The sequence below is a fragment of the Ktedonosporobacter rubrisoli genome (assembly GCF_004208415.1).
GTDB lineage: Bacteria > Chloroflexota > Ktedonobacteria > Ktedonobacterales > Ktedonobacteraceae > Ktedonosporobacter > Ktedonosporobacter rubrisoli.
Genome location: NZ_CP035758.1, coordinates 11043257 through 11067695, shown reverse-complemented (window position 1 = coordinate 11067695; position 24439 = coordinate 11043257). Strand labels below are relative to the sequence as shown.

Annotated in this window: 20 protein-coding genes, 1 pseudogene and 1 riboswitch; of the genes and pseudogenes, 16 read left to right on the top strand and 5 right to left on the bottom strand. The window is 51.1% G+C overall.

The annotated features are described in order from the left end of the window. Positions 1-29: 29 nt before the first annotated feature. Positions 30-172: riboswitch (FMN riboswitch) on the top strand. 199 nt (positions 173-371) lie between these two features. From ribB to EPA93_RS47005, 3 genes are read left to right on the top strand one after another with little or no spacing between them, the layout of a single operon-like run. Next, a complete protein-coding gene (gene ribB, locus EPA93_RS47015; RefSeq protein WP_242527284.1) occupies positions 372-1667 on the top strand; it encodes a 3,4-dihydroxy-2-butanone-4-phosphate synthase in 1296 nt (431 codons plus the stop codon). Then, positions 1639-2142 (top strand): 6,7-dimethyl-8-ribityllumazine synthase, encoded by a 504-nt coding sequence (gene ribH, locus EPA93_RS47010; RefSeq protein ID WP_129894183.1) that lies wholly within the window; start codon positions 1639-1641, stop codon positions 2140-2142. Before ribB ends, ribH begins: the two co-directional genes overlap by 29 nt. Before the next feature lie 13 nt (positions 2143-2155). Then, complete coding sequence (locus EPA93_RS47005) at positions 2156-2782, top strand: riboflavin synthase (protein WP_129894182.1); 627 nt, start codon at positions 2156-2158, stop codon at positions 2780-2782. A 285-nt stretch (positions 2783-3067) separates the two neighbouring features. Here the strand turns inward: EPA93_RS47005 and EPA93_RS47000 are convergent, their stop codons facing one another. Beyond that, positions 3068-3850, bottom strand: coding sequence for a 3-keto-alpha-glucoside-1,2-lyase-like domain-containing protein (locus EPA93_RS47000; RefSeq protein WP_129894181.1), 783 nt, complete (start codon positions 3848-3850; stop codon positions 3068-3070). A gap of 340 nt (positions 3851-4190) precedes the next feature. Beyond that, a complete protein-coding gene (locus tag EPA93_RS46995; protein ID WP_129894180.1) occupies positions 4191-4772 on the bottom strand; it encodes a TetR/AcrR family transcriptional regulator in 582 nt (193 codons plus the stop codon). 322 nt (positions 4773-5094) lie between these two features. Here EPA93_RS46995 and EPA93_RS46990 point away from each other — a divergent pair, with 322 nt between their 5' ends. Then, complete coding sequence (locus tag EPA93_RS46990) at positions 5095-6729, top strand: peptide ABC transporter substrate-binding protein (RefSeq protein ID WP_129894179.1); 1635 nt, start codon at positions 5095-5097, stop codon at positions 6727-6729. Between the two features lie 314 nt (positions 6730-7043). Beyond that, positions 7044-7818: pseudogene (locus EPA93_RS51310) on the top strand (SDR family NAD(P)-dependent oxidoreductase). A gap of 101 nt (positions 7819-7919) precedes the next feature. Here EPA93_RS51310 and EPA93_RS46970 read toward each other — a convergent pair. Continuing rightward, a complete protein-coding gene (locus EPA93_RS46970; protein WP_129894176.1) occupies positions 7920-9989 on the bottom strand; it encodes a bifunctional aldolase/short-chain dehydrogenase in 2070 nt (689 codons plus the stop codon). Positions 9990-10738: 749 nt separating this feature from the next. Here EPA93_RS46970 and EPA93_RS46965 point away from each other — a divergent pair. The 7 genes from EPA93_RS46965 (at position 10739) to EPA93_RS46935 (ending at position 19474) form a co-directional block, all read left to right on the top strand. After that, the gene (locus EPA93_RS46965; protein WP_129894175.1) at positions 10739-11317 is read left to right on the top strand and encodes a LutC/YkgG family protein; all 579 of its coding nucleotides are present in this window, start codon (positions 10739-10741) and stop codon (positions 11315-11317) included. Then, positions 11314-13638 (top strand): LUD domain-containing protein, encoded by a 2325-nt coding sequence (locus EPA93_RS46960; protein ID WP_129894174.1) that lies wholly within the window; start codon positions 11314-11316, stop codon positions 13636-13638. The genes EPA93_RS46965 and EPA93_RS46960 overlap by 4 nt, the downstream gene beginning before the upstream one ends. A 98-nt stretch (positions 13639-13736) precedes the next feature. After that, the gene (locus EPA93_RS46955; protein ID WP_129894173.1) at positions 13737-14132 is read left to right on the top strand and encodes a hypothetical protein; all 396 of its coding nucleotides are present in this window, start codon (positions 13737-13739) and stop codon (positions 14130-14132) included. A 188-nt stretch (positions 14133-14320) separates the two neighbouring features. Beyond that, on the top strand, positions 14321-15130 hold the full coding sequence (locus tag EPA93_RS46950) for an aldo/keto reductase (RefSeq protein ID WP_129894172.1): 810 nt from the start codon (positions 14321-14323) through the stop codon (positions 15128-15130). A gap of 166 nt (positions 15131-15296) precedes the next feature. Beyond that, the gene (locus EPA93_RS46945) at positions 15297-17081 is read left to right on the top strand and encodes a hypothetical protein (RefSeq protein ID WP_129894171.1); all 1785 of its coding nucleotides are present in this window, start codon (positions 15297-15299) and stop codon (positions 17079-17081) included. Positions 17082-17617: 536 nt separating this feature from the next. Further along, positions 17618-18448, top strand: coding sequence for a BPL-N domain-containing protein (locus tag EPA93_RS46940; protein WP_129894170.1), 831 nt, complete (start codon positions 17618-17620; stop codon positions 18446-18448). Positions 18449-19246: 798 nt separating this feature from the next. Next, on the top strand, positions 19247-19474 hold the full coding sequence (locus EPA93_RS46935; protein ID WP_129894169.1) for a hypothetical protein: 228 nt from the start codon (positions 19247-19249) through the stop codon (positions 19472-19474). A 177-nt stretch (positions 19475-19651) separates the two neighbouring features. Here the strand turns inward: EPA93_RS46935 and EPA93_RS46930 are convergent, their stop codons facing one another. Next, positions 19652-19861 (bottom strand): helix-turn-helix domain-containing protein, encoded by a 210-nt coding sequence (locus EPA93_RS46930; protein WP_129894168.1) that lies wholly within the window; start codon positions 19859-19861, stop codon positions 19652-19654. A 40-nt stretch (positions 19862-19901) separates the two neighbouring features. After that, a complete protein-coding gene (locus EPA93_RS46925; protein ID WP_129894167.1) occupies positions 19902-20096 on the bottom strand; it encodes a helix-turn-helix domain-containing protein in 195 nt (64 codons plus the stop codon). A gap of 410 nt (positions 20097-20506) precedes the next feature. Between EPA93_RS46925 and EPA93_RS46920 the strand changes: the two genes are divergently transcribed. The 4 genes from EPA93_RS46920 to EPA93_RS46905 all read left to right on the top strand — a co-directional run bounded on the left by EPA93_RS46920 (position 20507) and on the right by EPA93_RS46905 (position 24397). Continuing rightward, positions 20507-20881: a hypothetical protein gene (locus tag EPA93_RS46920; RefSeq protein WP_129894166.1), complete on the top strand. Its 375-nt coding sequence runs from the start codon at positions 20507-20509 to the stop codon at positions 20879-20881. A gap of 406 nt (positions 20882-21287) precedes the next feature. Then, positions 21288-22724 carry a 3-isopropylmalate dehydratase large subunit gene (gene leuC, locus EPA93_RS46915; protein WP_129894165.1) on the top strand — a complete coding sequence of 479 codons (1437 nt, stop codon included), beginning with the start codon at positions 21288-21290 and terminating at the stop codon, positions 22722-22724. A gap of 20 nt (positions 22725-22744) precedes the next feature. Continuing rightward, positions 22745-23359, top strand: coding sequence for a 3-isopropylmalate dehydratase small subunit (gene leuD, locus EPA93_RS46910; protein ID WP_129894164.1), 615 nt, complete (start codon positions 22745-22747; stop codon positions 23357-23359). Positions 23360-23532: 173 nt separating this feature from the next. Beyond that, positions 23533-24397 (top strand): IS5 family transposase gene (locus EPA93_RS46905; protein WP_242527276.1). Its coding sequence is split into 2 segments (ribosomal slippage): positions 23533-23916 and positions 23918-24397, totalling 864 coding nucleotides; the frame shifts between segments, so codons are not numbered across the junction. The last annotated feature ends 42 nt before the right edge of the window (positions 24398-24439 follow it).

Genomic DNA, 24439 nt, shown 5'->3' with positions numbered 1-24439 from the left:
CATAAGAGAGAAGAAAAATTGAATAACAGATATGTCTTCGGGGCAGGGTGAGGAAGCTTGTATAGCTTCCAATTCCCGATCGGCGGTAAAGCCCGCGACCTGCTGTTCAGACAGCGGTAGATCTGGGGAAGTTCCAGAGCCGACGGTATAGTCCGGATGGGAGAAGGCAGTATATCAAGCAAGCAGCTGCTCATATCTAGATCAGCATTTAATTTGCTTTTATGTTTATCTTGCATATTACGCTTGTCTTGCTGAAATGCATAGCTTATTACCAGATTGGGATAAGCTCTTCCTGCTATGCTCTCCTCCCCTACCTTCATCCCACCTCGACTTACATATCATGTATGCAACTGAGTAAGGGGTGAAAGGACTTGAATAACATACCCACTACTGCCAACCGCTACTTCACTATTGCTGAGGCCATACAAGAACTAAGGGCAGGCAAGATGGTTCTCATCTGCGACGATGAGGATCGCGAAAATGAAGCAGATCTCTGTCTGCCAGCTCAATTTGTCACGCCCGAAGCTGTCAACTTTCTGGCTCACACGGCTTGCGGCCTTATCTGCGTAGCCTTGCCTGCCGAGCGCCTGGAAGCATTGCATCTCCCGCTTACCGAGGTCGAGGGAAACCCGTTACAGGGGACGGCCTTCACGACTTCTGTTGATGCTCGCCATAATACAACCACGGGCATCTCTGCTCATGATCGCGCAGTCACCATTCGTGCCCTTGTCGATCCCACCACGCAACCCGCTGACCTGGCTCGTCCGGGGCATGTCTTCCCGCTACGGGCTCGTCAGGGAGGCACGCTTGAACGCCGTGGCCACACAGAAGCCTCTGTAGATTTGATGCGCATTGCAGGCCTGGAACCGGCGGCTGTCATCTGTGAGGTTTTGGATGAGGATGGCGAAGCCGCGCGTGGGGAGAAGCTTTTCGCATTGGCTCGCCAACGGAATATTGGTATGATCACAGTTGAGGCAATTGCGCGCTACCGCCAGGAGCATCGCATAGTCCTTGTGAGCAAAACAGAGCTACCCACAGATATAGCAACGTTCCAGCTCCAGGATTATCTAGAGCTTGCCAGCGGCCAGCATTATCTCGCCCTTATCCTGGGAGATTTGCGTGAAAGCTCAACTCAGCCACCGCTACTACGCTTACACTCAGCCTGCACCACTGGCGATATCTTCGGATCTCGGCGCTGCGACTGCCAGGCCCAGATGCAGGCAGCCTTGCAAGCAATAGCCGAAGATGGGCGTGGTATGCTGCTCTACCTTCCACAGGAAGGGCGGGGCATAGGCCTGAGTGCCAAACTTCAGGCCTACACGCTTCAGGATCATGGATACGACACGCTGGATGCCAATGAGAAGCTCGGCTATCCTGTCGATGCGCGCTCCTATGCAACTGCGCTAGACATTATCCGTCATCTGGGCATAACTCACGCGCGGCTGATGACCAATAACCCTCGCAAATTGCAAGCCTTCACCGAAGCCGGACTCAACGTCGAGCGCGTTGCTCTGGAAACCTCGCCGACAGAGGCTAACATCCATTATCTACGCACAAAACAGCAACGTCTCGGGCATATGTTTACGCTTCAGCCCCAGGCATTCCGTCATGATGATGTTATAGCAAAGGAAGGAAAGTATGATAAAGCAAGCTCCTCTACAATTTAGCGAGCCTGCGCTCGATGGCTCAGGTCTCAAAATCGGTATGATAGTCGCGCGCTACAACAGCCATGTCACAGCAGCAATGCTCAAATTAGCACAAGATGAGCTACTACGCCTGCAGGTTGCTACTGATGATATCTCTATTATCAGTGTTCCGGGCTCTTATGAACTGCCCGCAGCGGCTCAAGCTATGCTCCACGATAGAAATTATGATGCAATCATTTGCTTTGGCTGCGTCATGAAAGGCGAAACACGCCATGATGTGCTGGTAGGGGATGCGGCGGCTCAGGGTCTGCAGCGCGTCTCCCTTGATACTGGCACACCCATCATTTTCGGCGTTATCTGCGCTGAAAATCAACGGCAGGCTACCGAGCGCATAGAGCGGGGAAGGGAGTGCGCACAGGCCGCCATAGAAATGGCTCATACTGTTCAGTCCCTCAAGAAGCTCAGCATTGAGAACGCAACAAATAGCATAAGATAAAGGAGAGCAAGAAATGTTTTCAGGTATTGTTGAAGAAGTTGGCAAAATCAAGAGCTGTGAATCCGATGGCCTGGTTATTGAAGCCGAACACGTCCTCCATGATATAGCTGTCAAGGACAGCATTGCCGTTGATGGCACATGTCTCACGGTGACGGCCTGTGAGAAGAACTGGTTTCGCGTGGATACCATGCCGGAAACGCTACGCTGTACAGCGTTAGGCCAGTTAGCAGCGGGCTCTCCAGTAAATCTGGAGCGTTCTTTAGCTGCTCAGGGACGCATCGGTGGCCACATCGTACAGGGTCATATCGAGGCCGCAGTCGCAGTACGCACCATACACGAAGACGGCATAGGCCAGGATGTTGAGATAGAGCTTCCAGCTCGTCTACGTCCCTATGTTGTTCCAAAGGGTTTTATCGCGCTTAATGGCGTTAGCCTGACTGTCGTGGATGTTAAAGACGCTAGCTTCTCCATAGCCTTGATCCCCTACACGCGTGAGCATACAAATCTTGGAGGTGTGCGTCCGGGCACGCTTCTTAACCTGGAGACCGATATTTTAGGGCGTTATGTCGTCCAATTTCTCAGGCAAAGCGACTCCCAGCAAAACATTTTGACGGTGGGCGCAAGCCAATCTCTTCCTTAGGAAATTTGGTTCAGGAGCCCTGGTAGTCGAGCCAGGCAATCTTTTCCGCGAGTCTCTATCGTGTTCACGGTGCGTCATAAGCTAGCGTCTATGCCGCGATAGTTAGCAGAGTAGCACGGCGGGGCATGTTGAATGCTCTATCACGTGCTACCTTATACTCCGTTATAAGGGCTCGGGCTCGTCAGGAGTAGAGGGAAGAGGCACATCAAGGTGCCGAGCCATAATAAATCAAAGGCATTTTCATTTTGAAGTATAGGTAGCTATAAAAGCGCCCAACGCGCTTACTCATGGCACAGGCGTGACATCAGGTACCGAATCGACCTCTACTCTACCAAAGGATGCCTTTACGCCTTCCGAAGTGCTTCCATTAGCCACAAAAAGGGCGATCTGGCCACGCGTATAATCCAGGTCAGTAATCGAATTTACCACGTTATCGTTGATCATCAGCACAAGTTCTGGCCCTTTCATGATCACCCTGAGCACATTGGCCCGTCCCACAGGTGCCAGTAACGAGCTGTGCGTGCGCGGAATAAGCGTTGTTTCCATAGGCATATTTTGCGCATCCAGCGTCTCTTTATTAATTGCATATGTTGAATCGCCATAAATATCAATACGATAATCATGGTCAAGATTACTATCTCCGCGCACATAGACGCCAACGCTGTCCTGAGCATCTCCTTGCTGCAAGGTAAAGGCTACAGTGAGGATACAATTATCAAATTTTGTGTTTGAGGGCAAGCTTTCGACAAGGATTTTATGATTGGTAGCGGCCAACATCAGCTTTCCATCGCTGATCGTTCGCGTGTAGTCAGCAACGTCACTAAGATACCAGCCCTTACTGTTATCAATAAAATACTCAGCAAAGAGAGGCTGCGAGGTGAGAGTCTGCGTAGGCGTAAGCTTCGGCGTCGTGGTAGCTGTTACAGCGGAACTCGCCGAATTACGCTCTCTGCTCCCCTGGGTCCTCACAAAAAAAAAGATACTGCTACTTATCAGTATGAGAAGGAGAACTAGCGTTCCGATAAATAATTTCAACCTCTTATCAGGATGGTTGTTTTCATGAACCATAACGATAAAATGCTCCCAACTTCTAAATACATATAGTACTACGTAGATGCAACGGGTATGTTTCCTTTCTATCGCAGATAATCAAAAGGTCCTGTTTTTTTGGGGCGAGTAATATACATCTTTTTAGTAGGCTTATGCTCTAATAAGTAAAGTATATTTTCAGATGCGCAGGCAAAGAAGATATAGGACTGCTGCAGACAGCATCTTGCATGCATGCAAGATGATAGGTTACTCAGCCCATCCCTGCTCTCAGGCAGTCCTATCCATGGTAGAAGCTGAAATAGGAACCTTCTTCTCATCTCACCAGTCAGACCAACGATATTTTGTGGATATGGGCAAATCAGGTCAAGATAAGCCCTTGCGTAATTATGCCTCGATAAATATCGATCACTTGCTGTACGCTGAGTCGTCCATCGGGACGAAACCAGGAGGCAACTTCAGTGCACATAGCAATAATGGCATAGGATGTAACCTTTACATCGCTTGCCCGAAAACAGCCTCGTTCCATGCCATCCTGCAAAAGCTCTTGTAAGAGCTTCTCATAGCGATCACGCAAGGCTAGAATATAGGAACGCTTCTCATCTTCAAGAGACCTGATCTCCGTATCAATGATAAAAAATTCTGCTTTGTGGCTTGTATGCAGGCGAATATGGGAGGCAATAGCTTCGTGCAAACGCTGCATAGGATCATCATGCTCACGTAAAATATGTTCCATCCGATTATTCAAGCGCTGCATATACGTTTCCATGATCTCTATGAGCAGCGCTTGCTTATTTGGATAGTGATGATAGATGCTCGCGGCTTGAATACCAGCAATGCGCGCAATGTCGCGCAGCGGAGCAGCATGATAGCCATATGCCGCAAATAATTGTACAGCAGCTTCCAGAATACTTTCGCGCATAGAACGGCCAGCGGGCCGCATATCTTCTCCCTCGTTTCTCTTTGAATACGCCTATTGTATCAGAAAACCGTCTTCCCGAATACCCATTGCCCAAACAATTGAGGATAGCCTAAAAATCTTTCCTCTTGCGCTCCTAGTTTCAGGCCCAGCAGGTGGAAAGATGCGCTCCGAATAGACAATGAAATTACAATACTCGACACGTAGCATTAGAGATGGTACGTTAGAGAATGAGGCAGAGGAATAAAATAACTACTTTATCTTGTATACGGTAGAGATAAGAGGATATAATGTTAAACTAAACAACCAGACTGCATTTTCTTGGCAGTAGAAAGTGAGACTGTCTATGCGATTGCCGCGAAGCAGGTGTTCGCTATTTCTCTCTTTCACCCTCTTTGCCGCGCTCCTAACTTTATTTGCGGCCTGCGGTGGAAGCCCAACGACACCAGGCAATAATTCTTCTAACACAGCATCATCCAAGCAAGTCTTACGCTACCCTAATGTAGGAACTACCGACGTCGGCAAACTAGATCCGGCCAGTGGACCTGATAGCAATTCTAATCAGGCAATCAATATGATCTTCACAGGTCTTGTCAAATCGGACAAGGATCTCAATGTTGTCCCTGACCAGGCCACCTGGGATGTCTCCGACAACAATAAGGTGTATACGTTCCATCTCAAACAGGGCATTACATTCTCGGATGGCACGCCAGTTACAGCCCAGACATACGTCTACACCTGGACACGGAATCTATTGCCAGAAGTAAAATCGCCGGTTGCTCCAGTTCTCGAAGAGTCGATTGTAGGAGCAACAGATGTCAACTCAGGCAAGTCAAAGACGCTGACCGGTGTTCAAGCAGTCGACGATCATACTTTGAAGGTGACGCTGGTAAGGCCTACAGCTTATTTCTTGCAGGTTCTCACCGTGTCACTCTTCTACCCCTTGAATCAGAAGTTGATCGAGCAGTACGGACAAGCCAACTGGACCCAGCATGTAGCAGGCAACGCGGCCGGTACGGGACCTTTTATGGTGAAATCATGGGAAGCCAATTCGCGCATGGTTCTGGTTCCCAATCCGCATTATTATGGCTCTAAGACGAAGCTATCAGAGGTCGATATGCTCTTCGTCAAAGATCCCTCTACGGCGCTTAAATCGTACCGTGCTGGGCAATATGATTTTGTCTGGGGCATCATACCCGATGATCAGGCCATCGCTAAGAGCTTGCCCGGCTTCATTAGAAAGCCGATACTACAGACAGATTCGCTCTTCTTTAATAACAAGATGGCGCCCTTCGACAAGACTCCTGTACGGCAAGCTTTTGCCGCAGCCATAGATAAGCAAACGCTGTCCTCGGCCATCCTGCATGACGCAGTAACCCCGGCCAGCACGATTGTTCCGCCGGGCGAACCTGGTTCTCAGGCCGATTATGCTGGTATACCTTTCGACAAGGCTAAGGCCAAATCCCTTTTACAATCAGTCTATCCCGACCTGAGTAAAGTTCCTCCTGTCACCTTTACCTATCCCAGCGGCCAGATGTCAAATGACGAGGCTGCCGCTTTACAGCAGATGTGGCAGCAAGCGCTTGGTATTCAGGTAAAACTGCAGAGTGTAGAGCTTACCGCCTACAACGATATGACCACAAAACGTACGGTCCAGTTTGGCTTTACACAATGGAGTGTCTACTTCCCAGATCCCTATGAATGGCTGGATCTGAGCTTGCTCTCGACTGCGGGCAATAATAATGGAAACTGGAACAATCCAGATTTCGATAAAACTGTGGCCGAGGCAGAACAGAGCTCTGGCGAGCAGCGCCTCGCTCTCTATGCCAAAGCTGAGCGCATAGCTATTGATAACGTGGGCTGGCTACCGCTTGATCACCAGTCTATGGCAGCCGTCTTCCCACCTAAGGTGCATGGTATCTCCTTGAATGGCCAAGGTCTCTACTTTGGCGATTGGTCCGACGTATATCTAACCCAATAGCAATTTCACCGGCCAGGTTATCAGCATAGCTGTGTATGATACACCTGGCCGGTTCTGTATAGATTGCGCTATTTACTGTCCAGCTAGCGCATCTACCTCTCCTTGATACTAACGCAGGTAGCCCATCCGGTTAGAGGGTTCCCGCAAATTGCCTGCCTAGAAAGATTCTGCTATATGCCTCGCTTACCTGCATCGATTGCAGCGCTCCACTACAATATTTATCACCCAACATTTACAGATGTATGAAGAGTAGAAATGTCCTATTCTGTTAGCAGTTGTCAGTATCGAATCAACTTCAGAGGAGGTTTTCAGCTATGTTCAGATTGGATAATAAAGTTGCCCTCGTGACTGGCTCCGGCTCCGGCATTGGTAAAGAGATAGCCCAGCTCTATGCAAGACAGGGCGCCAGGGTTATTATCGCCGATATCAATCCAAGCGCGGCACAAGAGGTTGTCGCCGAGATTACTTCCGCAGGGGAAGCGCGCAAGCAGTACAGCTTAATGTTGCGGAAGAAGCTCAGGTACGCACAGTCTTTGATCAGGTAGTTAAAGAGTATGGGCGTTTTGACATCCTCGTCAACAACGCTGGTGTCAGCCATGTCGGCAATATTCTAGAGACAAGCACGGAAGACTGGGACCGCTTGATGGCAGTAAACATGCGCGGCGTATTTCTCTGCTCAAAGTATGCAGTCGCGCGTATGATAGCTCAGGAGCCGCAGGGGGAGTTCTTGTCAATATCGCTTCGGTGGCAGGCTTGATCGCAGTTGATCAGCGCTTCCCTTATGGAGCAAGCAAGGGCGCTGTCATCAGTATGACGCGCTCTATAGCTATCGATTTTGTCAAGCAAGGAATCAGGGCTAACGCTATTTGCCCGGGCACGGTGCATACGCCCTTTGTCGAAGGCTATCTTGAGCGCAATTTCCCTCAGAACAAGGATGAGGTTCGCCAGCAGCTACACGCGCGCCAGCCTATAGGACGCATGGGACGGCCCGACGAGATTGCCCACGCGGCTCTCTATCTTGCCTCCAACGAGGCGGCCTTTGTGACCGGCTCCGCGCTTGTCATCGACGGCGGCTGGACTGCCAGGTAGCGCTCTATTTATTTCGAACTCACGCATATAAAATAATCCCGGCCTCCACACATATACGCAAAATGGAGGCCGGGATAAACCAGGTGGGCTAGAAACAATGCCTAGCGTGTAAAGGCTGCAGCAATGCCCCCATCAACCGTGATCATACAACCAGTAGTCTTGGCAGCTTTCGATGAGGCCAGGAAGACAATGCTCTCGGCCACATCCTCGGGAAACACATTCACCAGAAGCGTTGTTCGCTTCCGGTAGTATTCCTCTAACTCGTCAGGCTTAATTTCATAAGCTGCGGCCCGCTCTTCGCGCCAATGCGAATTCCATATGGATGAGCCTTGCAAAATTGCATCAGGCAGAACCGTATTCACGCGAATACCATAAGGTCCACCTTCGGTAGCAATACAGCGCGCAAGATGAACTTCAGCCGCCTTAGACGCGCTATACGCGGCGACATTCTTTCCTGCATAGACACCATTTTTCGAGGAGACGAAGACAAGGCAGCCACCCAATCCCTGTTGCTTCATCAGGGCAAATGTCTCGCGCGCAACCAGGAAATAACCTGTTGCCAATACGTTAATATTCAGGTTCCATTCGCGCAGGCTTGTCTTCTCAAATGGGCTGGATGTGGCCAGGCCGGCATTATTCACTACTACGTCAATGCCGCCATACGCCAGCACAGCTTCGCGCACGCTATTTTTTACGGCCTCTTCATCGGTCACATCTACTTTGACGGCCAGTGCTCGCCCTTCGCCAAACTTTTGATTGATATCCTGAGCTACTTGCTGAGCTCCTTCAAGGTTGATATCGGTAAGCACAACGTGCATACCTTCGGCTACCATACGCTGGGCTGTAGCTCTACCAATCGCGCCTGCCCCTCCCGTAATGAAGCCAATTTTGCGCGAGAATTCGGCTTCAGGAGGCAAGAGGCTCAATTTATACAGTTCAAGCGGCCAGTATTCGACATCATAGGCTTCCTTCTCGCTAAGAGAGGTAAACGAGCCTAGCTTCGTTGCGCCTTCCATTACCGCAATTGCCCGATGGTACAACGCGCCGCTGACTTGAGCCATAAACCATGAGCGCCCGGTATTGATCATGCCAAGGCCAGGAATGAGGATGACGCGCGGAGCCGAGTTGGCTATCTTGTCGCCTTCGTTTTTATTTCTCGCAAAATAAGCGCGATAGGCATCCTTAAAAGAGATGATCCCTGCCTGCAATTTCTCAATTAACAGAGACACATTATCGGACCGCGGCTCCCAATCGATATAGAGCGGAACGCGCTTGGTGTGGACGAGATGATCAGGGCAGGCAGCTCCTATCTGGGATAACTCAGAGGCGTTGTGGCTGTTCACGAAGGTAAGCACGTCCTCTGCATCATCATAGGTGACGATCATGCCCTGCTCATCGCTTACTGCACCTCGCACGAGAGGAAGCACTTGAGCAAGGATATCCTGACGCTCAGATGGCGTGAGGGAGGCATATTTCTCGCCGCCAAATAAGGGGGTTTGCTGAGCCTGAGCCTCAATATAAGCCTGGGCCTCGTTGATAATCGCGATGGTTTGCAAATAACAGGCTTCAGACGTCTCTCCCCAGGTAACCAGGCCATGCTTCTCCATCAAGACCAGCTCAGCTTGAGGGTTATTCTTTACGCCCTCGGCAATCAGCTTGGAGAGGGCAAAACCAGGCCGCACATAGGGCACCCAGACAAAACGATCGCCATAAATTTCGCGGGCTATCTCCTTGCCCTGCTCACAGGAACACAGACTAATAATCGCATCCGGGTGCGTATGATCAATGTGAGCAAAGGGCAAAAAGGCGTGGAGCAGGGTTTCAATAGAAGGGCGAGGATGCTTACTATCAAGCATACAATGGGAGAGATAGCTGACCATCTCTTCATCAGTCATCTCGTCGCGTTCAAGTAAGGGGCGCACATCCTCAAGTCTGAGCCCGGTAAAATGGCGGGCTTGCATACCAGCAAGATCAGATCCGCTCCCTTTAACCCACATCACCTCTACCTGGCGTCCGCGAAAATCAGTCTCTACCGTCTTCACTGAAGTGTTTCCGCCACCCCAGTTAGCAACAGCGCGGTCCTTGCCTAGCAAGTTAGAACGATACACTAGCTCTTCAAGACCGCTGCTCGCCTGTTCGGCGGCATCATGCTTCCATAAATTCGCAACCAAGCCAGTCTCCTTTACTAAAGATAGCTATTCTGTATTCTTGCAATCATATGAATAAGCTCTATCTCTATCCTCTTACGGTACGCCTGCTTAGCATTTCATCGTGCTTCTACAAGTTGAATTAGCTAAGCAGAAGAGCGCAAAAGGCGATGAAGACTAGCTGATCTTGCTACTACAGCATTATTACATCAGCACCCTGGTTGCCTATTCATTGATTATCTTCAGATGTTATCTTCTATTTCTTGTTGGATTAGATGAATAGCTTTATGCTTCATCTGGTTTCGGTACGTTTTGATTACTTGTAGCATACGGACAGTAGCTTTGTCAAGCTAGAGATGGCCGAGACAATCCTGGCTAGCTGCCAGGTACCTCCTCTCCGAAAATTATTCGCGATCCAGGCAGGTATTCCGCTCCTCTTATCTGGAACGACACGTCCAATGCTTGACAATAATGTTACTAATATGTTATATGCTCATAAACAATCGAAATAAAACGAAACCACATAAAGCAGTAGACAAGCAGCTCACCTCTTGACCCGGCGCTTCTGCAAACAGACCGAAGGAAAGAAAGTTGTTGCCTACTGCCTGAGAAAGATACCGAGAGACTTGAGGTATGCATCCAGCGTTTTCTGCATTGCCAACCAGCCTGAAAATAAGGCTTTGGCTTTGCGAAGGCCAAACTAGGCAACCAACCATAGGAGGTGGTATGCTACAAAAAGTTAACCATCACGTCGCTAAGAAAGGAACGGCGAATTGACCACGCAAGACCTTTTCACGCGTTTTCAGCAGCGCCTCGCTGCCCTCGGTGGTACCGAAGGTCATCAAGCAAGCAATCTTCCGGCGGCAGCAAGCATCATCGCCGACCATCCGGCACTCGCAGACAGAAAACTTGTTATTCCGCCAGATTTCTCGGATAGTCGTCCCTGGTCGCGTATCTTGCCTCTACTGCGCGAAAAGGGCATCAATATTCGCGAAGCTGATAGCCCTGCCGGTATTGCCGACGCTCCTGCCGGTCTCTCCAGCGCGGAATTAGCGGTTGCCGAGACAGGTTCCGTGCTCATGGCCGAGAACTCGCTGGTCGCACGGGCCGTTAGCATGTTAACCATGACCCACTTTGTCCTGATCCGCGCCTGCGATCTAGTCCCAATGCTAGATGATGTAGGAAAGCGCCTTCAGCAGCTCACGCAAGCAGGACCAGATCAGCGCCACTATATTTCGCTTATTACCGGTCCTAGCCGCACATCGGACATCGAGCGCTCCTTAACCATCGGTGTGCAAGGGCCCAAAGTAATGTGTATTCTTGTCGTTACAGATTGGGAAACAGAGCTATGACACCACAAGATCAGTCACAGGCAGCCGAGCAGGCAACAGAGCATACCAACAGGACCTCGGCATCATCAGCTCTGAATCTCCAGAGCGCTGATGGCGAGGCAGGGCATAAGCACGAGCCATTTGAGCAACGTTTGCAACACGCCTTAGAGGATACCCAGATCCCGCGAGCGCTGGGACGCTTTGCGCCTTCCTGGCGTGCCTCACGTGAGGGCCTTTTTACAAAAGAAGAGGCGGACTATGGCCCGGATTATAGTTTCCCACATATGCGTTCGCAGCTGCGCGACGCTAAGGACTATGCTATCGAGCACCAGCCAGAATTACTTGCTGAATTCAAGGCCCACGCCGAAGCCGCAGGGGCGACTATTTATGAGGCACGCACGGCAGAGGAGGCTAATCGCTATATTTATGAGCTCTGCCAGCGCAAGGGCATCGAGCTTGTGGTCAAGTCAAAGACCATGGTCAGTGAGGAGACTGAGCTGAATGCTTACCTGGAACAGCGCGGCGTCAAAGCGATAGAGACAGATCTTGGCGAATGGGTAGCCCAGCTTAACCATGAACGGCCTTCCCATATGGTGATGCCTATCATCCACAAGACACGACAGCAGGTCGGGACTATCCTCACTCAAGCTACCGGTCGGGAAATTTCGCTTGAGAATATTAGCGAGCAAGTTGGTGTCATTCGCCAGGAGCATCGCAAAGCCTTTTTAGGCGCGCATATGGGCGTCAGCGGAGCCAACGCGCTGATAGCAGAAAGCGGGACCGTGATGATGGTTACCAATGAGGGCAATGGCCGTCTGGTTACCTCTCTGCCCCAGGTTCATGTGGTGATGGCCGGCTATGAGAAGTTGCTCGGGACATATGCTGATGCGATGACGCAGTTGCGCTTGCTTGCCCGCAGTGCCACCGCCCAGCCCATCACGAGCTATACGACGTTTATTACCGGACCTTCATCTCCGGATAAGGAGATGCATATCATCCTACTGGATAATGGACGCAGCGAGATGCGCGCAGATCCACGCTTCAAGGATGCCTTACGCTGCATTCGTTGTGCTGCATGCGCCAATGTCTGCCCACCCTATCAGCAAGTTGGCGGTCATGCCTTTGGCCACATCTATACAGGGGCTATCGGCCTGGTAGTTACGCCTTTCCATCATGGCCTTGAAGCCGGAGCGGGGCCACAAAGCCTGTGTGTCAGTTGTAACGCGTGCGAGACGGTCTGCCCGGTAGAGATTCCTCTCCCCAGCTTGATTCTCGATGTACGCCACCGTACAGTAGAAGCGAAGGGCTTACCCTGGATCAAAAAGCTGGTCTTCGGCACGCTGGCCAGACCGCGCATTTTTGACCTGTTCACGCGTCTCGCTAGCCTGGGCCAGTGGCCCATCACACGCGGCAGCCAGTATGTACGCGCGCGCAATATCGGCTTGCTGAGCAGGCTTCCGGTCATGAGCTTTCTGGAACCAATGGCCCGCTGGCGCAGCCTGCCCGCCTTCGCCACACGTCCCTTGCGCGACCGCGTGAAAAAGCTACCGAGCAAGGTAAGCGGGCAAGGTCTGAATCTCACTGTCTGCTATTTTGCCGGCTGCATGACCGATCGCCTCTATCCCGAGATGGGAGAAGCCGTTATCAAGGTACTGGAAGCTGTAGGAGTGCGCGTCGTCTTCCCTCAGCAGCAAAATTGCTGTGGTCTGCCGGCCCTAAACTCGGGCGATCGACGCAATGGAGTCGCCATGGCCAAACAGACCATCGTGGCACTCGAACAGGCGCTGGAGGAGAACAAAGCCGATTATATCCTTAGCGCTTCTACAAGCTGTGTTGTGACAATCATTCAGGACTACATCAAGCTCTTCGAGGATCTTCACTATCAAGGCTGGCTCAAGCAAGCGCAGCGCCTGGCCGAGAAGGTCATCGATTTTACCAGCTTTTTAGAGCGCGTTGTGCTGCCGAGCGGGGTTAAGCTCCCTGTGCAGCAACCTGGCGCCAGCGTGGCAGTCACTTATCACGATTCTTGCCAATCCTGCAACTGCCTGGGCCTGCGTTCTGAGGCGCGCCACATCATCCAGAACGTCTTGCAAGTGGCCGTACGCGAGATGCCCCAATCTGATGTCTGCTGCGGCTTTGGTGGCTCTTCATCGCTAGAGCATCCTGAAGTGGCCAGACGCCTGCTGAAAAATAAGCTCGATAATGCGCAGAGCACGGGAGCAACACTTCTTGTCGCTGATAATCCTGGCTGTTTGATGCATCTGCGCGGAGGTGTAGATGCAGATGGACGGCCCATCCGCGTTTTGCACCTTGCTCAGCTGATCGCCGAAAATATGGTTTAAGATCCCTGTCTACAGAGTTTCTATTACCGGGAAGATATCATTGACCAGGCCTGGTTAGATCTGACATCATTACTGTATGCTTACGCATAAAGGAGGCAATGTTGACAGATCGATATCTTCCCGTTCCTATGTGGAATAACAGGACCGGTCAGTGGGAGCCAGTCGATTTCAGGCATGGACAAAAAGTAGTTGCCTGGCCAACCGACTTTGATCCTTCACGACTCCCCGCACCCGAGTATCGGGATGGGGATCGTGTGCAATTCATACGCGACGAAACGTGTACGCGCGAGGGCGTCGTACGTATGGTCCTTCTGCGTGGAGGCACCTTTGGAGCATTTGATAGCCTCGCTGCGCTCTTCAATATCTGGTACTGCGATCCCGAGAATATAACCTATATCGTCACGGCCAGAAACCACGATCACGCCATCCATGCACACAACATTATAGGCAGATTTGTATCCTATCGGGATGTGCTTCGCCCTCGCCTCGGCTAAGCAGTCGCTTGAAGCGATTCAGACTGCAATTTACTCTACTTTTCCAGAATAGCCATAAATTCTGGTAGCACTATTCGCCAAGACTTCTATCAATGCGCAACGCTATGTTATATTTACTATCATATAGAAGGCGATAATTGATAGTAAGCACAGCACTGAGCCTATAAGCAGTAGAAGCGGAGGAATACATGGAATATCGCATCCTGGGGAACACTGGTCTGCAAGTCCCGACCGTAGGGATGGGCACATGGAGAACTTTCGATGTCCGTGGGGAACCGGCAACGAAAAATGCCCGCGCTATCGTAGACGCGGCCTTTGCTGCTGAAGCCCATTTTTTCGACACCTCTCCTATGTATGGGGCTGCCGAGCATATTCTTGGCGAGACGCTACGAGGTCGTCGTGATAAGGCTCTGGTGGCAACCAAGGTCTGGGCCCCCACGCGCGCTGAAGGCATGGCCCAGGTCAAGCTAGCTATGTCACTATTTAATAACCGGATCGATCTCTATCAGATCCATAACCTTGTCAATTGGCTCGAACATTTAGCGATGCTTGAGCAGTTGCGCGACGCCGGAAATATACGCGTTATTGGGGCCACGCATTATAGCAGCGCCTCTTTTGCCGAATTGCGCAAGGTGATGCACACAGGACGCATCGGAGCCATCCAAATCCCCTACAATCCCTGGCAGCGCGAGGTTGAAAGCGAGATTTTGCCTCTGGCTGCTGATCTTGGCCTGGGCGTTGTTGTTATGCGTCCCTTCGCTGAGGGTAGCTTGATGCGCAATGCACCCGCCGAAGAGGATCTGGAGCCATTTTATCCCTTTGGCGTAAAAACCTGGGGCCAGATATTAATTAAATGGATTTTGAGCGATAGGCGTTGCCATATCACCATTCCAGCCACAACGCGTCCCCAGAGGATCGCGGAAAACGCCTGTGCCGGCAATCCTCCCTGGTTCGGTCGCAAGGAGAGAGATCTTGTAGTGAAGCTTGCGCGCGGCTAGTTCCCGCCAGCGCGAGCGACCCGCAAGATAAATGAGATGCATACCACTTCTCGCTATAAAGTGGTATGCACGCAAAGCTTATAATATTGGCTGGTCTTGGTACTTACCCCCATACAGGGATTGTGGTAAAAAAATTTGACGTAAAAAGTTGAAAGGAAGCTTTTTTATGACCAGAGGAAATGGGTCTATGCTGCGCTCACTACAACGTTTGGCCAGCGAAGATAGCATTGGCCAGTTACGCCGGCAAGAGGGCACGATGGCCATACTGGGTAGCGAGGGTGGGGGGTTAAAGCTCGATTGGGTAGAAGGGATTGCCCGCTTGCTGACAGATGAGACGAGCCTGGAAATGGTTGAAGACGAAGCGCGGGAACTCTGGCAGCGCGGCATTCGCCATATCATCTGGGCCGGTATGGGAGGTTCGGTTATTACAGTCCGCGTGCTCGATACGCTGGGCTTTTGCGCCGGTGAGCACGGAAAGCATATAGCAATCTATCCTCTAGATAGTACTGATCCAGCTGCGCTTAACGCTATTATACAAAAGATTGCCGTGGCAAAACAGCTCACTGTGCCCCAGGAGCCTGATCCAAGCTTTGTACGCCAACTATTGGCTGACGTTATGGTTATTGGTGTATCCATGGGAATGACGTCGGAAGAGCCCATTACGCATCTCACCTGGTTCTCTCAGCTGCTAGAATTCGCACAATTAACGCCGGCTGAGCATATTTTAGTGATGACGCTTCCCGGCTCCTATCTTAATCAATTTGCCCTTGAACGCCAAGCTCCAAGTTTGCCCCTTCAACTCGATGGCCAGGCAGGTACAGGTGGGCGCATGAGCGCTCCCACTACGCGCGTCTTTCTCCTGCCAGCCGCACTTTATCTTACGCGTCTCTCTTCAACCAACGGCCAGCTACGCCAGGTGCTCAGCGCCGCCTGGCACCTCTACAATCTTGAGCAGGCTAGCAACGCTCCGGCCGAGCATCCTTTTGTGCAGCTCGGGGCCGCCCTCTATGAACATAGCCAGAATGGCGCCTGTCGCCTGCTGCTCCAAATGCCAAAGCAATGGAGCGCTCTGCATATATGGATAGAGCAGCTTATGGAAGAGAGCCTGGGTAAGGGGGATAAGGGCGTGGTTGCCTTCACTGAGCAGGCACTCAATGAGCAGGGAAGCAATTTCTCTAGCGGGGATATGCTGCACGTTCACATGGCCGCCACGGCTAGCGCAGAGGCTGATTTCGCTCTTACGCTTCCGTATCTTCAGACGCAGAATTCTCAGCAGCGCCTGGCCGCGCTCGCAGCGAGCTTTCTTGGCTGGCAGCTCAGTATGGCAGTCTACGGTTATTTACAGGGAATTACCTTTGCCGGTCAGCCAGCTGTCGAAAACTACAAAGCGCGCGCCAGGGCGCTACGCGATCTAGCAGATCCGTTGCAGGCCGCCAAAAACTGGCCCGCAACCATTACAGCTCAAGGGCTCACGCTACTTATGCCAGCAGAACTAAGCGCTCAGGATACGCCTGCCACTGCCTTTGTGACAACGCTACGGCAGCACAAGAATTCCGCGCTCGGTTATCTCGATCTCACGCTCAATGGTGTATTCCCTGAGCCATTGGAACAACTTATTGCCCACCACCTCTACACCATTGGCAATAGCTTGCTCGGTGTGCCGGTCAAGTTGCGGCACGCGCCGGCCGATTACCATTCTACAGAACAAAGCGAGATGGATGGTCCGCCATATCTGGTCAGCTTGCGCCTGCTCTTACGGGACCACGAGCAAAGCTTGCTCGGCAGCTATAGCGATGCTTTCCTTCGTGCGCAGGCGCTCAGTACTTGGCAAGCGATGATTGAGCAGAAGCGCTCCTGCTTCCTGCTTATCCTGCCCGGATCAATGGAGCAGGTCAGTGAAACTTTGCAACGCTTCTTTACTGAGGTTGCGGACCTCTTAACGACCAGGTAAGGCTAAGCTGGCTATGATCTTGTCTCTCATCGCCGCTCTCTACAAGCATATTGAGAGTTAAACAACCGGCCTGGATTATGGCTCTACTTAATTTTCGGGCCAGCAAAGCAGCGCTGGACAATCTCGAAATGGGTACAATTCCTGAGGTTGTCCAGCTTTTGTTCCTTGTACTACACTTGCTGAATTGCGCTTTGTGGCGTGCGCGACAATTATATAGTGCAGAAGTATTCTATCCCTAGAATTCCTCTCTGCTATCCTTTCTTCTCACCAGGCCTCCAGGCGAAAAGGCTCTGAGCGAGAAGCATTACTTAATTAGTGAAATTTCTGGCCAGAAAGTCCTACTTATTTGCGCTATCGGGCCTTAAAGTTAGCTAAACGAGATTATTTTTATTTTCAGATACTTATCCAGTATATGAGCGTTTTATAAAAGCTATTCCAGGAGTGCCCACGGTTTTGACAGCACACGATCTCATTGCATACTTCTTGAGGTATGCCTGAGATCTCTATCTCATCTTCTAAATATTAAGGGGATTTAAATGTCTCAAAAACGTCCACTGTGGCAAAACAAGAAATTACTTTATCTGCTCATCCCGCTGGCCCTATTGCTTGCCGCTCTGGCTCCTTCTGGCCTGACTCATTTTCAGAAAGCCCACGCCACTAATGCAGCGCCAGCCGCACGCCCAATCGCCCTGGTCTATACAGATAACCATAGCGTGGTCGGCTGTGATGGATGTGCAGATGCTGCCGTCCACATGCTCAAACAATCGAAATGGAATTTCCAGATCATTCAGGTAGGCCCGGACGGGCAAACTTTGACACCGGCCTTGCTCAAATCTGCTACGCTCTATGTCCAACCTGGTGGTGGCAATAGTGTAGAAAATGCTTATGCCGAGTTGCAGAAATATGGCAAGGCCCATAACTACAACTTCACCACTGAAATGCACTCGTTCGTAGAACATGGCGGCCGTTATCTGGGTCTGTGTATGGGTGGTTTCCTGGCCGGCAACCCTGGCTTTAACCTCCTGTACCCCGGCGATTCCGGCGATTTCATTACTTCTCCGGGCGCCAGCGTTACAACTGATGCCGACACGATTGTCGACGTGAGTTGGCGTGGGCAGCCGCGTCAGATCTACTTCCAGGGCGGAGCGTATTTCGATATGCCCGATGAGAGCAAGGTGAACGTGCTAGCCCGCTATACAAACAATGAAATTGCTGTGATGATCGCTCATGATAAGCAAGGGAAGGTTGCCGTCTCGGGTCCCCATCCCGAGGCTACGGTCGATTGGTACGATGCTTATCATCTGCCACATCCAAAGAATATGGATGTGGATCTAGCTAATGATCTGCTCGATACGCTGATGCAGTAATACAAGCGCCCTGATTACTGCCTATCATTCACCTCTGGAAAGCTTTTATAGAAGCCATCCATGAGCCATCCCGAACAGCAAGAGCTTTGAGATGGCTCATGGGGGAGAGGAACATTTCGCCCAGACCCACTATGCCTGCTCGCTCTCGCTCTCATCTGGCACGTACTCGGGGCTAAACTTTGGGCCAGATGCTCAACTTCTTCTCGCCGATAATCCATGCTTACAAGATGCTTCATCTCTGTCAAAAATAATCTATTCCAGATGCAAATATTAGTCTGAATATTGTTTTTTAGACCAGGCTAGAAGATTAACAAAAAGTATGCTTCGGACAAAGTGACGAGAAAATGTCTGGGTTGTGTCATGGCATATCACTCCATTTCGTATTAGACTGCTCGCATGAACAAGAAGGTCTACGCACCCGCGCCCCAACGCCAGATTGGCCCTGATTACATCACAATGTTACTATAAATGTGCCTGAGAAGAGGAGAATAGAAGTGTATGGCATAGCTGACTTCTTTGGATTACTGAATGATCAGCAGCTGAAACAGATACCTCACGATCTCCAGCATTGTGTATTACTTAACGAAGTATTATAATTGATAATAATATCATAGCTGCAACTAGCCACGTCACACGCTTTGCGGGCCAACGAAAAGCAAGTGTCACGGCTGAAAAAATGTAACCCCTCTCTTTTTGATAGATAAGGTTTGCCTTGTAGAGCGACTTGTAGTGCGTTTTTTTAGCTCAATTTGATCTTACTCAATAACAGGGGTTCCTAGTGAAGAAGGAGAAAAACAGGTGACAGTTGCAACTTTTGAAACCTACGGTGCCACGCTTTCCCTCGATGAAGAGGATTTTGATCTCGACATTCGTATTTCGTCGTTTGGCGATGCTACAGGGGATAAAGACCCGATGTTCAGCGGGGCTGGCACTTGCCCAACATGCGGTAGCTGTACCTGTGGCACCTGTAACCAGTCGGCTTGCGACGAATGTGGTCCGACACTCAGCAATTGTCACGGTTGCTAGATGCTCACTCTGTGAGTCTACCTGCGCTGATCGCTTCAGTCATAAATGGAGCAGTTTTCTCTAGTTCAGTATCTTGCCTCTAGTGAAACAGGAATGTATTTCAGGCAATGGCCGCGTGAGATACATTCCATCATGCTTTTTGTTAGCCTGATCCCCTAAGGGGAAAGATGCAAACCATCATGGCTGCTCGCTCTCGCCATCATCGGGCACATACTCGGCTAACTTTTGAGCCAGTTGCTCAACTTCGTCGCGCCGGTAATAAACTCTTATCCCACGTCGGTATCTGCGAATGCGCCCTTTCGCAGTGTAGCGTTCGAGCGTTCTTCGCGATATGCCCAGATGAGCACGAGCCTGCTCAATAGTTATGAAATCTTCGTCACTTACCATTTATATTATGCAGGTAAAGTACTGACCTCTCTGTGAAAACCTATTTCTTATTTTTATGCTGGAGCCTGGTTTGTCTTTCGATATATTCAGCCAGATCAGAGCTTTTAATACGCCACAAATCGCCGATCTTGAATGCTGCCAGTTCGCCACGGCCAGCCAGACGCATAACCGTGCGTGTGCTCACATTCAATATCTGCGCTACATCTTTGGTAGCTAAAATTTTATCAATTTCCATTGGTTAATATATCCTTCCTTCTATCCTACATTATACTGAACCAACCATGTCGCTACAGTCCTTTCCGTACATTATACTGCCTTTTTGTCTTTATACTGCCTTTTTGTCTTATTTATACATTTACTTGACAAATAAAGCTTCAAAGTATATACTATTTATCAGTCACAAATGTCACTTAAATGCCATTTATGACAACTTGACAGGCATAAGCTAGTTCTATGCAGCAGAATGGGTGTTGCTTATTACATCTATATGCTCGTCACTAACTTATGACAAAAAAAGTTGGCCAGTGTGCTGCGAACACACTGGCCAGTGGTAAGAGTCCAGCCATTTAACCCTAACCTGGACTCCCATCCAGCTTGATCATACCTGGATGGGAGTCTGGTGTCAAGGGAGAGAAAGGATTTTCTATGTCCGAACAGACACCAGGTACAAACGCTCTTCCCCTCATACCAATTATCATAGAGCCCGTAGCCGACTACATTCAGCTCGGGCGCACGATTATCGCCAACCACCACCAGGAATTTCTTCAGGCCATTGGCTGGGGCATGCAAGCCTACGTTGACAACGACTCCCGCGAGTCACAGCTATGCACGGACCGCATCCTTGACCTTCTAATAGAAGCATTTGAAGACACTGAGCTCACGCACGAATGGCGACTCGGCTTCATCTGCGGCTATATGGCCGGTCTGCTCAATCCAGAGCTGACAGGAGAAGGTTACAGCGGTACTCCGCTGGCCTTATTGATCCATAAGTGTAGCACGCTCTATCCCATACAGAGCTAAGCCAGATCGAGCCCGTCGCTCTATCCACCCCTTTGGAGAGCGGCGGGCCTTCTCTCTCTCCTACTCCGCACCTGACTGGTCAGCAAAAAAGCTGAACTTCTCCTCACCGGGCTTAGTGATGCCTTAGCCGTATCACCGCACATTCAAAAAAGTATTAGACATAGCTGCTACCCTCCCGCTATACTCACTAACAAGGAGTTAGCCCGCACTGTGCGGCCCAGATAGCAGACTTCTGCAGGCCGCAACTTATGATTTTACATACTGTTGTCTGTATGTATGCAGCTCACGAAGTGAAAGCTCGCTCAACAGCGATTCCAAAGATTGGCCATGAAGCGAGCTCCTTCTAAGCACGCGCTAGCTTTTCTAGGAAAGAGCCTCTAAACACCGTAACCACAGAAAGGACGATATGATGGAACAGCCAGAGCCACGCACAATGTTCGCAAAAATCTGGGATGCTCACGTTGTACGAGAAGATCAGGAACAGGGCTCACTTCTCTATATAGACCGCCATCTGTTAAATGAGGTTTCGTCGCCTCAAGCATTTTCGGCTTTAAAGCTTGCCAACCGCGCGATCCGACGTCCTGACGCAACGTTTGGCGCCGCTGATCATAGCATCCCAACAACACCGATTGGGAAATATGGCAAGCGCAGCCTGGTACCAGTAGTTGATAGCCAGGGCGCTCTACAAATTGCCACAATGCAAAGGAATGCCATCGAGGCCGGCGTCCATTTCTTCCAGGTGGATGATGCGCGCAACGGCATCGTCCATGTCATAGCGCCAGAGCAGGGCATTACGCAGCCAGGCCTGACCATCGTTTGTGGAGATAGCCATACCTCAACGCATGGCGCCTTCGGTGTACTGGCCTTCGGCATAGGTACCAGCGAAGTCGAGCAAGTTCTGGCAAGTCAGTGTCTCTGGCAGAAGCGGCCCAAAGCCATGGAAGTGCGCATCGAGGGCAAGCTACCCGTTGGCTGCACAGCCAAGGATCTGGCCCTTTCGATCATTGGCAAACTTGGTACAGGCTGCGGCACTGGCCATTGTATCGAGTTCACCGGCTCAGCCATTCGCGCGCTCTCGATGGAAGGGCGCATGACGCTCTGCAACATGGCGATTGAAGCTGGCGCCAGAGCTGGCATGGTGGCTCCCGACGAAACTACCTTTGCCTACCTGCAAGGACGCCTTTTCGCCCCCAAAGAGGAACATTGGGAAGCTGCTGTTCGTTACTGGCGCACGATAGCAAGCGATGAAGGGGCTGTCTATGACAAAGTTGAGGTTATTCACATTGACGAAATCATTCCCCAGGTCACATGGGGCACAACTCCGGCGATGGTCTCGCCCATCACCGGTATCGTCCCTGATCCGGCCGAGTTTGCCGATCCCACGGCTCAGGCTGCCGTACAACGCGCTCTAGCCTATATGGATCTGGAGCCCGGTACCCGTATGCAAGACATCATGCTAGATCGCGTCTTTATCGGCAGTTGCACCAATAGTCGCCTTGAGGATTTACGCCTGGCAGCCTCGATAGTCAAAGGGAAGAAAGTTGCTCCTACGCTGCGCGCGATAGTAGTACCCGGTAGCGGCCTGGTCAAACAGCAGGCCGAGCACGAAGGACTCGACCGGATCTTTAAGGATGCTGGCTTCGAATGGCGCGAACCGGGCTGCAGTATGTGTGTAGGCATGAATGGTGATCTGCTGGCCGAGGGCGAGCGCTGCGCCAGTACCTCTAATCGCAACTTTGAAGGCCGTCAAGGGAAAGGCGGACGCACGCATCTGGCCAGCCCGGCTATGGCCGCTGCCGCTGCAATTGTTGGCCATTTTGTCGATATTCGGACATGGAAATAGCTTGCTAGAAGGAGATATTCATGGAGGCATTCACCAGCCATCAGGGCATCGTCATGCCGCTGGATCGCGTAAATGTAGATACTGATGCTATCATTCCAGCCATGTATCTGAAAGCCGTCACCCGTACCGGTTTTGCCGATGGACTCTTCAAGCATTGGCGCTACCTTGGTGAGACAACACAGCCCAATCCCCAATTCGTCTTAAATATGCCGCGCTACAAAAACGCGACGATACTGCTTACACGCGATAACTTCGGCTGTGGCTCCTCGCGCGAACATGCTCCCTGGGCCCTGCAAGAATATGGATTCCGTGCTATTATCGCGCCCAGCTTCGCCGATATTTTCTATAACAACTGCTTTAACACAGGCATTTTACTTATCAAATTAGACGCTTCCATCATACAGAGCCTGTTTGAAGCTGTCGAAGCCAACGAAGGCTACCACCTGGCCATAGATCTTGAAGCTCAGAGCATCACGACACCGGAGCAGCAGATATTGCACTTTGAGCTGGAGCGCCCCAAAAAGGAGGCCTTGTTGCAAGGGCTTGATTCCGTGGGCCGCATCCTGCGTTACACCAATGAGATTGCCGCCTTTGAGCAGCGCCGCAAACAGGCTCTCCCCTGGCTCTTTGCCTGACTACCGGTAAGGAAAGCCATAGCGCGACATAGAATGGCTACTATCTGGCGCGCAACATGAAGATAGATGCGTGCCAGATAATTATAAGAGTGTGTCCTAGCTAGAACAATGAGCCGATAGTTCAGAGAAAGGAGAGTTCAGCCGAAAGCACAACTCGAAAGGAACGAACCAAGATGTGTGAGCCAATCAAGCGAAAACGTTACCCGTCGGATCTGACCGATGCGCAATGGGAGCTGATCAAGCCGTTCATCCCAGCAGTCTCTGCCCAGGCCACAACGGCCCTTCACGAGCGACGAGAAATCGTCAATGCTATCCTCTATGTGTTGCGCACAGGCTGCTCATGGCGACAGATGCCGCACGACCTGCCCAATGGCAAAACGGCCCATCACTACTTCCGCATCTGGACGCAGGCGGGGATTTGGGAGCCCATCATGGCCCACCTGCGCCGACAGGTACGCACCCAGATGGGGCGGGACCCGGAACCCAGCGCTGCGATCATCGATAGCCAGTCGATCAAAACGGCTCCCGTGCCAGGAAGCGACAAGGGCTTCGACGCGGGGAAAAAAAATCTATGGGCGTAAACGCCACGTGCTCGTGGATACGCAGGGTTTCCTTCTGGCTGTCAAAGTGCATGCCGCCAACATCGTGGATCGCGTGGGGGCCAGGCTCTTGCTCAGCCAGTTGCCGCGCTCTTTCCCGCGTCTGTGCCACCTCTTTGCGGATAAGGGCTATACAGGACCATTGCTCGACTGGATTGCGCAGCGATTGCACTGGACCACAGAACTGGTGCCACAGGCTCACAATAGGTCCCATCAGCACTGGATCCTCGTGGACGGCCAACCGGTTCTGCTGCCCCGGCCCAAGACGGGTTTTCAGGTGCAAAGGAAACGATGGGTCGTCGAACGCAGCTTGGCCTGGTTCACCCGTTTCCGCCGCTTAGCTCGCGACTACGAAGGGCTCACCACCAGTTCAGAAGCCTTTCTTCAGCTCGCCTCGGTTCGGCTTATGCTTTCGCGCTTATCTCCTTTCCGCTACTGATTCTTGTGGTTAGGACTATGACTCATCCCGAATTTTGGAGGA